This is a genomic window from Photobacterium sp., assembly GCF_033720175.1.
GTDB lineage: Bacteria > Pseudomonadota > Gammaproteobacteria > Enterobacterales > Vibrionaceae > Photobacterium.
Window position 1 is genome coordinate 24358 of the sequence record NZ_JAWWDA010000026.1, and the last position, 8621, is coordinate 32978.

Annotated in this window: 6 protein-coding genes and 2 tRNA genes; all 8 read right to left on the minus strand. The window is 50.0% G+C overall.

The genetic code is table 11. From position 1 onward, the window contains the following. Positions 1–126 precede the first annotated feature (126 nt). The 8 genes from R3289_RS19965 to R3289_RS20000 all read right to left on the minus strand — a co-directional run bounded on the left by R3289_RS19965 (position 127) and on the right by R3289_RS20000 (position 8586). Positions 127–2979, minus strand: a complete 2853-nt coding sequence (locus tag R3289_RS19965; protein WP_318927665.1) for a pitrilysin family protein — start codon at positions 2977–2979, stop codon at positions 127–129. A gap of 11 nt (positions 2980–2990) precedes the next feature. After that, positions 2991–3422: a YqaA family protein gene (locus R3289_RS19970; protein WP_318927666.1), complete on the minus strand. Its 432-nt coding sequence runs from the start codon at positions 3420–3422 to the stop codon at positions 2991–2993. 44 nt (positions 3423–3466) lie between these two features. After that, the gene (locus tag R3289_RS19975) at positions 3467–4423 is read right to left on the minus strand and encodes an NADP-dependent oxidoreductase (RefSeq protein WP_318927667.1); all 957 of its coding nucleotides are present in this window, start codon (positions 4421–4423) and stop codon (positions 3467–3469) included. A 126-nt stretch (positions 4424–4549) separates the two neighbouring features. Further along, positions 4550–5680 carry a sodium ion-translocating decarboxylase subunit beta gene (locus R3289_RS19980; RefSeq protein ID WP_318927668.1) on the minus strand — a complete coding sequence of 377 codons (1131 nt, stop codon included), beginning with the start codon at positions 5678–5680 and terminating at the stop codon, positions 4550–4552. A 9-nt stretch (positions 5681–5689) separates the two neighbouring features. Beyond that, positions 5690–7465 (minus strand): sodium-extruding oxaloacetate decarboxylase subunit alpha, encoded by a 1776-nt coding sequence (gene oadA / locus R3289_RS19985; RefSeq protein ID WP_318927669.1) that lies wholly within the window; start codon positions 7463–7465, stop codon positions 5690–5692. A 42-nt stretch (positions 7466–7507) separates the two neighbouring features. Then, positions 7508–7756 (minus strand): oxaloacetate decarboxylase subunit gamma, encoded by a 249-nt coding sequence (locus R3289_RS19990; protein WP_318927670.1) that lies wholly within the window; start codon positions 7754–7756, stop codon positions 7508–7510. A 618-nt stretch (positions 7757–8374) separates the two neighbouring features. Beyond that, positions 8375–8451, minus strand: a tRNA-Arg gene (locus tag R3289_RS19995). 58 nt (positions 8452–8509) lie between these two features. Next, positions 8510–8586, minus strand: a tRNA-Arg gene (locus R3289_RS20000). Positions 8587–8621: the final 35 nt, after the last annotated feature.

Sequence of the window (8621 nt, forward strand, 5' to 3'; positions counted from 1 at the left end):
TTAATGATTACCATAATTTTTATAGTGAAACACTTTTACCATCTGTAAACAAATAACCCTTTAAAATAAAGGGAAAAAGCCGACGTTATAGCAACGTCGACAAACAGCATGGCAGGATCCGCAAGATTACATCTGCGGCTGAATCGTTTTGACTGGAATGCCCAGTGTTTCAAATTGCGGTCGCAATGATTTGACATCACCCACGACAATGATCTGGTAATCATCCGGATTAAACCATTTCTCGGCCAGCTCATTGAGTCGTTCTTGGCTGATAGAAGCAACGATTTCGTTACGCTGTTCAACGAAATTTTCCGGTAGCGAATAAGTCAGGATCTGACCTAACAGTTGCGCCTTCTTTCCCGGGGTTTCATAGTTAAGCGCATCTTTCTGACCGACAGCCAGACGCATAAAGTTCACTTCTTCATCCGTTATCCCGTCGGTACTGATTTTCTTTAATTCAGCCAGAAACTCTTTTAATGATGCTAAGCTGGCATCTGCACGTACCTGGGCGTAGTACACCGACAAGCCCACTTCTTTGCCCCCGGTCTGGTAGCCTCCAGCCCCATAGGTATAACCCTTATCTTCACGAAGGTTCAGGTTGATACGGCTGTTGAAATTACCCGCCAGGTTAAAGTTAGCCAGCTGAGTTTCGTACAACTCACCAGTTGCATCATACGGCAGTCCCTGGCGAGCCAGACGGATCACCGTTTGCGGTGCACCCGGCTTGTCAACCATCCAAATCGCCTGCTTCGCCTGCGCAGGAATGGCCTGCGGACTAAAGACCGGTTCCGGGCGGCCTTGCCATGCTGCCAGGAAGCCTAACTGTTGGCTCAGCTGAGACTCAGCCACATCCCCCACGACCACCACATCCGTTCCATTCGGGGTATAGTAGCGGGCATAAAAGCGCTTAACATCCTCTAAGGTGATACTCGCCAGTGAGGCTTTGGTTCCTTCCGGCGGACGGCTGAACGGCGTGCCGCCAAACAGCACTTCTCGTGTTGCCTGGCTCGCTAACCACTCCGGACGCTGATGTTCATACACCACCCCCTCGATGGCCTGCGCTTTCAAGCGTTCGAAGTCTGCCGGGTTAAACGCGGGCTGGAATAAACGCTCTTCCATGATGGCCAGTGTCTGAGACAGGTTCTTCTCTAATGATGTCACCGACACCGTTGTGCTGTACAAACCGGTACTAAAACTGACCGTACTGCCTAACATATCCAGCCGTGAAGATAACTCTTCGGCAGTTGAACGCTGGGTCGCTTCCCCCATCATCGCCGCTGTCAGCTGGGCTAACCCGGTTTTGCCTTCAAGTTCAAAACGGCGTCCGGCAGGGATCACTAACTGCAGCTCTACCGTTGGCGTTTCAATATATTTGGTTCCCAGTACATTGATTCCGTTATCCAGTTCAAACTGATACAAGCGCGGCATCACTGCCTCAACCGGCTGAGAAAGCGGTGGCATCACTGACCGGTCAAAATGCTCAACCGACTTTCTCAGTGCGAGCTGATCATCGGTGACTTTCTGATATTCAGGAATAACACGTGGCAGCGGGGTATAGTTCGGCTTCGCCGCGGCCAGTGCTGTTTTACCTTTAGGCACCACACTTAACGTAACGTTCGGGTTGCCGTTCAGGTACAGCATATATGCCGCTTCAATGCTGTCAGTGGTGACATCACGCAGCCGCTGCAGTTCAACACCTAGATGGTTAGGGTTACCATAGAAAGTCTCATAGGCGGCTAGTTGCGACACTTTGCCGCTCACACTCTGCAAACCGAAAATCGCATTGGCTTCTACCATGCCTTTCAGTTCACTCAGCTCTTTTTCATTGACTCCTCGCAGCTCAAGACCATCAAGGATCGAGACAACTTTGCTGTGCACATCTTTTAAGTTGCCTTTGCTGCCACTTTGACCTATCGCATAAACGTACATGGTACAGCTAAGCTCGGCACAATCGTGGTAGGCCCCCGCGTCAACGACATCACCGGTTTTGACCAGATCCTGGTACAGCAGGCTGTTCTTCCCCCCGCCGATCACTTTCGCCAGCATATCCAGCGATGCTTCATCTTCCGCGCCGTTATATGAGGTTGGCCACGCCATCATCAGCATGGGCTGCTGTACTTTATCTTCCAGTGTCAGGTAGCGAGTCGCATTCAACGTGACGGGATATTTCGCCGCATTGATCACTTCAGGGCCACGGGGAATCGAGCCAAAATACTTTTTCACCCACTCCAGCGTCTGCGCTTTATCGATATCGCCGCCGATCGTGAGCGTGGCATTGTTCGGGCCGTACCAACGCAAGAAGAACGCCTTGAGATCATTAACATCCACGCGATCTAAATCTTCGACATAACCAATTGTCTGCCAGGAATATGGGTGGGATTGAGGGTATAGGGCTTCGCCAATGCGCTCGTAGACCAGACCATAAGGACGATTTTCATAGCGCTGGGCTCGTTCATTCTTTACCGTTGAGCGCTGGATCTCGAATTTACGCTGTGAAACCGCCCCAAGTAAAAATCCCATCCGGTCTGATTCTAACCACAGCATTTTCTCCAGCTGGTTCGCCGGTACGGTTTCAAAATAATTGGTACGATCCCGGTTTGTGGTTCCGTTTAAGGTTCCGCCTGCTTCAGTGATCAGACGAAAGTGTTCCTGATCACCGACATGCTCTGATCCCTGAAACATCATATGTTCAAAGAAATGCGCAAAACCGGATTTGCCTTGTTCTTCGCGGGCAGAGCCGACGTGGTACGTCATATCGACATGCACTAATGGATCAGATCTATCTTCATGAAGAACCACGGTTAGCCCGTTAGCAAGTGTGTATTTACTGTAGGGAATAACAGTCTCACCGTGCTCGGCTGTTACTTGTTCAACGAAAGTGATGCCCTCAGGCAGCACGGGAGCATCTTTGCTTTGCCCCATCAGACCGCTACAGCCAACTATCGACAGCAGGGTGACACTTAGAATCCACTTTTGCACTTACGCATTCCTTATAATAAACCTTGAACCACCATGGCCAGCACACCGTAGCGCAAAGCTTTACCAATCATGATGATAAATAAACTCAACCACTGATGCATCCGCAGCCATCCTGCGGCTAAACATAGCGGGTCCCCGATGACAGGCAACCAGCTTAAGAAGAGGGTCCAGTAACCATATTTTTTCAGCCATTCTATCGCTTTATGACCATGTTTTAGCTCAGAAGTTTTATCGGGTAACAACCGTCCTAACCAATAGTTGGTCATTCCGCCAAGGGTGTTGCCCAGCGTCGCCACCCCAACAACCAGCCATACCACATTGTTCCCTAGTTTCAACGTTGCGATCAGGTTCGCTTCTGAAGCGCCCGGCAATAAGGTGGCACTCAAAAAACCGGTGGTGAACAGCATCAATAGCGCTGACTCGCCATTTAACAAATCTAGCATTTTTATTTTCTTACATTAGAGGCTGTTTATCTTTACCACAACCGTTACTGGGCACCCGTCGATAGAACAATTTTCCCGCGCGTCCGGCCACTTTCAATCTGCTGATGCGCACGGGCTCCCTCAGACAAAGGGAATTGTGCCGCAATATGTAAGTGCAGCTCCCCCTGCGCCAGCATTTTGAGCATTGCATCATTTTGCGCAACATTGGGGGCCACGAGCATTCCTGCAGCCTGCAAGCCAAGTTGCTGCGCTTGCTGGCAAACCCGCTCTGCTGTGAGCGTCGGTATTGTCACCACCCGGCCACCGGCTTTAACACACTTCAACGCAGCACAACCCACCTCTCCCCCCATCAAATCAATCAGTACATCGACCGGCTTAATCTGTTGCTCAAGATTCCCTTGCTGATAATCAATCGCGGTAGCACCCAAGTCTGAGACAAATTCCACATTTGCCGCCGAACAGCTTGCTACAACCTCCGCGCCTTTTGCGACCGCCAGCTGAATTGCGATATGTCCGACTCCGCCGGCGCCAGCCAGAATGAGGACCCGATCACTGACAGTAACTTTCGCTTTATCTAATGCCTGCCAGGCCGTTTGTCCCGCCAGAGGCAATGCTGCTGCCTGCACAAGCTCAATTTTCGCCGGCACTTTACTCAATGATTCGGCATCGACGACCACATACTCGCTGTAACCGCCGCCCTGAAGAGGAAAGCCAATAAACCCGGCAACCCGTTCACCGACAACCAGCGATTTAACATTATTGCCGACTTCAACAATCTTACCGGCAATGTCATAGCCCGGCACCCAGGGCAGGTTATCTTTGTTCTGCTGAGCGGCCCAGCCTAGCCCGGCCCGGGTTTTGGCATCGATCGGATTAACGCTGGCATAAACGACCTTCACCAGCACCTGATCAGCAGTCAGCGATGGCGTAGAAGCGGTTTGCAAGCTGAGCACCGAGGGGTCGCCAAACTGAGTGATCGCTAGTTGCTGATAGGGTTTCATTTATATTCCTTCTCGTTATAAGTCTCGTTCATCGTAAGACAATAGCTAACAATAGCAATAAAAAAAACGGGTAGCACCTTGCTACCCGTTTCTATTTGTTTCTAAGTACTGTAGTCAGCGCTAAGTTTAGCCAACCAACGCCAGCAAGATACCGGCCGCTACCGCAGAGCCCAGTACCCCGGCCACATTCGGCCCCATCGCATGCATCAGCAGGAAGTTATGCGGGTTCGCTTCCAGGCCAACCTTATTCACCACCCGTGCCGCCATCGGAACCGCCGAAACACCCGCCGCCCCAATCAGTGGATTAATATCTTCTTTACTGAAGCGGTTAAGCAATTTCGCCATTAACACACCGCCACCGGTACCGATACTGAACGCAACGGCACCGAGCACCAGGATCCCTAAGGTTTCCATCTGGAGGAATTTATCCGCTTCCAGCTTCGAACCCACTCCCAGACCGAGTAAAATCGTCACGATGTTGATCAATTCGTTCTGTACCGTATTAGACAGGCGATCAACCACACCAGACTCTCGCATCAGGTTACCGAGACAGAACATCCCGACCAGTGGCGATGCCGAAGGCAAGAACAGAATTGTCATTCCCAATACCGCCATTGGGAACAGGATCTTCTCGGCCTTACTGACATGACGCAGCTGCTGCATCTGAATTTGACGCTCTTCGGGAGTTGTCAGCGCTTTCATAATCGGGGGCTGAATAATTGGCACCAATGCCATGTAGCTGTACGCCGCCACGGCAATCGCACCCAGCAGATCCGGAGATAAACGGCTGGCCAGGAAGATTGCGGTTGGGCCATCGGCACCACCGATGATTGCAATCGACGACGCATCAGCCAGGGTAAACTCCATCCCGGGTACGAGATTCAGCAAAATCGCACCAAACAGGGTGAAGAAGATACCGAACTGAGCTGCAGCGCCTAACAATAGAGTTTTAGGGTTTGCAATCAAGGCACCGAAGTCGGTCATTGCACCGACCCCCATAAAGATCAATAACGGGAATACCCCGGTTTCGATCCCAACATGGTAGATGTAATACAACAAGCCGCCCGGTTCGGTAAAACCGGCATTAGGAATATTGGCCAAAATGGCACCAAACCCGATAGGCAGCAACAGCAAGGGCTCAAAGCCCTTACGTATCGCCAAGAAAAGCAGACCGCAGCCAACCAGAATCATTACAATCTGGCCGAACTCAAAATTGGCAATCCCGGTCTCGCCCCAGAGTTTTATTAAACCGTCCATGGTACCCTCTTACGCCAGGCTTAGAATCGGCGAGCCGACCGAAACAGAATCACCTTCTTTGACATGAAGCTCGTGGATCACCCCACCACGCGCAGCCCGAATTTCAGTTTCCATCTTCATCGCTTCAAGTATTACCAGTACATCACCTTCTGCCACTAAATGACCGGGCTGAACGACAACTTTAAAGATATTTCCGGCCAGCGGTGCTGAAATGGCCTCGGCGCTCGCCGCGGGGGCACTGCTTACCGGCGCTGGTGCTGCCACCGATGTGACAGCAGATAGCTGACCACTAGGGCCGACTTCAACGTCATATACCTGACCATTCACTTTGACACTGTAGGCCTCAATGCCGCCAGCCTGAGCAACCGGAGTTGCCGCTGGTGCTGGCGCCGTTTCAGTACCTGGTGCCGGTTCAAAGGCTTCCGGATTATTACGGTTTTTAAGAAAATTCAGGCCCACCTGAGGGAATAACGCATAAATCAGAACATCATCAACAGACTGCTCAGCGAGCGTAATTTTTTCAGCTTCTGCTTTAGCCAGCAGCTCATCCGTCAACGCCGCCAGTTCATCGGTAAGCAGATCGGCCGGTCGGCAAGTGATCGCCTCGGCTCCGTTGAGAACACGAGCCTGCAGCTCGGCATTCACTGGTGCCGGAGTCTGGCCATATTCGCCTTTCAATAACCCGGCAGTCTCTTTGGTGATGCTCTTATAGCGCTCGCCCGTTAATACATTCAATACCGATTGAGTACCAACAATCTGCGAGGTTGGGGTAACCAATGGAATAAAACCTAAATCTTCACGAACGCGAGGGATCTCTTCCAGTACTTCATCAAAACGGTCAGCTGCGCCCTGCTCTTTAAGCTGGCCTTCCATGTTAGTCAGCATACCGCCTGGCACTTGGGCCAGTAGAATCCGCGCATCAACGCCTTTCAGGCTGCCTTCAAATTTAGCATATTTCTTCCGGACTTCTCGGAAGTAGGTTGCTATCGGCTCAAGCTGCTGCAAATCAAGGTTGGTATCACGCTCTGTCCCCTCAAGCATCGCGACGACCGCTTCAGTCGGCGTGTGGCCATAGGTCTGGCTCATCGAAGAAATGGCGGTATCAAGAATATCCAGACCAGCTTCAACAGCTTTTACCGCAGTGGCTGCCGATAGGCCGGTTGTCGCGTGGCAATGCAGAGCCAAAGGGACATCACACGATGCTTTGATACGTTTAACCAACTCTTCCGCTTCGTAAGGTTTTAGCAGGCCAGACATATCTTTGATACAAATAGAATGACAGCCAAGATCTTCCAGGCGTTTCGCGAGATCAGTCCAGGTGTCTAAGTTATGAACCGGGCTGGTGGTATAAGAAATCGTCCCCTGAGCATGAGCGCCGACATCGACAGCCGATGTGACGGCTTTTTTGAAATTACGCACATCATTCATTGCATCAAAAATGCGGAACACATCCATACCATTGGCATGGGCTCGCTCAACAAATTTTTCGACCACGTCATCACCATAGTGACGATAACCCAGAAGATTCTGACCACGAAGCAACATCTGCATCGGTGTTTTTGGCATGGCCTGTTTCAGCGCCCGCAAGCGCTCCCAGGGGTCTTCACCCAAAAAACGGATACATGAATCGAATGTGGCTCCGCCCCAGGTCTCTAGAGACCAATAACCCACATTGTCTAACTGCTGTGCAATAGGCAACATATCTTCGATACGCAGACGGGTGGCAAACAGAGACTGATGTGCATCACGTAATACGACGTCAGTGATAGCTAAAGGCTTGGACATGATCGCAAACTCCTTGTAAGTATAATTGTCCTGTAAATCATTCTAGGCTTTACGCTGACGGTACTGATAAACGGCTGATGAAATAGCGGCTATCACGTCAGGTTGAACCTCACTCTCATGTGAGGCAACGCTTAGCGGTGGCTGTTGGGCTGCGGGTAACGCATCAACATGGGCCACTTTCGCCAAGAGCTGAACCAAAAAGATCAGTATGCTAAGAAATAAAAATACAACAAACATTCCGGTAAGCATGATTGTTGCCGCTTCCCATAGCAAACTTCCTAAATCTGCCATTTTTGCTTCCTTTCATTGGTTTTATAACTGAACTGGCGCGTTAACAAGTACCACGAGATACAAAAATAAGTCAAATTGATTAATAAAAATACCGTGTATTAATGAAGATTGCGTCTCATTTTCTCGGCTTAATGGAAAAACATCGATAGAAGTGCCAATTCAACACAACATCCTGAAATATAACCATCTGTGATTAAGTTATTCGCTACAGCCCCGCGCTGAAACCGTAGAAAAAACAAGCCGAAACAAGATCATGGTGACGCTTACGTTAACGGAAGGTAAGTTTAGCTATTTAATTTTTTCCTTTCATAAATAACAACTTAATAGATAACAGGAGTTAATAAATCAACCCCCTGGTCTTTTCTCAGCACTTTGTGGTTATTTCTTATAAACAGATAGATTTAATGGATTAATTAACTGGCTACTCAGCCATTCTGAATTGCTTTGATACAGCCATCCTCTCGGCTCACGAATGAGCATTAAGCACAGCAGGCTGGTTATAGTCAACATCGAGCAATAACAAGGCCTGAGAGGCATTACGCGGTTTATTCTGAAGGTATAGAGAATGGAGAAATATGAAGATACAAAAAAGCCCAGCCGGAGCTGAGCTTTAAATAATGGTGCGCGCGGGAGGATTCGAACCTCCGACCGCCTGGTTCGTAGCCAGGTACTCTATCCAGCTGAGCTACGCGCGCACTAAATCGGTGTTACAACAACGACAATCATTGTGGGATCGTCATTGCGTATAAATAATGGTGCGCGCGGGAGGATTCGAACCTCCGACCGCCTGGTTCGTAGCCAGGTACTCTATCCAGCTGAGCTACGCGCGCACTAAATCGGTGTTACAACAACGACAATCATTGTG

Coding starts and splice junctions, on each gene's coding strand:
- R3289_RS19970 (WP_318927666.1), bottom strand. CDS start 3,422: ATGCTAGATTTGTTAAATGGCGAGTCAGCGCTATTGATGCTGTTCACC.
- R3289_RS19975 (WP_318927667.1), bottom strand. CDS start 4,423: ATGAAACCCTATCAGCAACTAGCGATCACTCAGTTTGGCGACCCCTCG.
- R3289_RS19980 (WP_318927668.1), bottom strand. CDS start 5,680: ATGGACGGTTTAATAAAACTCTGGGGCGAGACCGGGATTGCCAATTTT.
- oadA (WP_318927669.1), bottom strand. CDS start 7,465: ATGTCCAAGCCTTTAGCTATCACTGACGTCGTATTACGTGATGCACAT.
- R3289_RS19990 (WP_318927670.1), bottom strand. CDS start 7,756: ATGGCAGATTTAGGAAGTTTGCTATGGGAAGCGGCAACAATCATGCTT.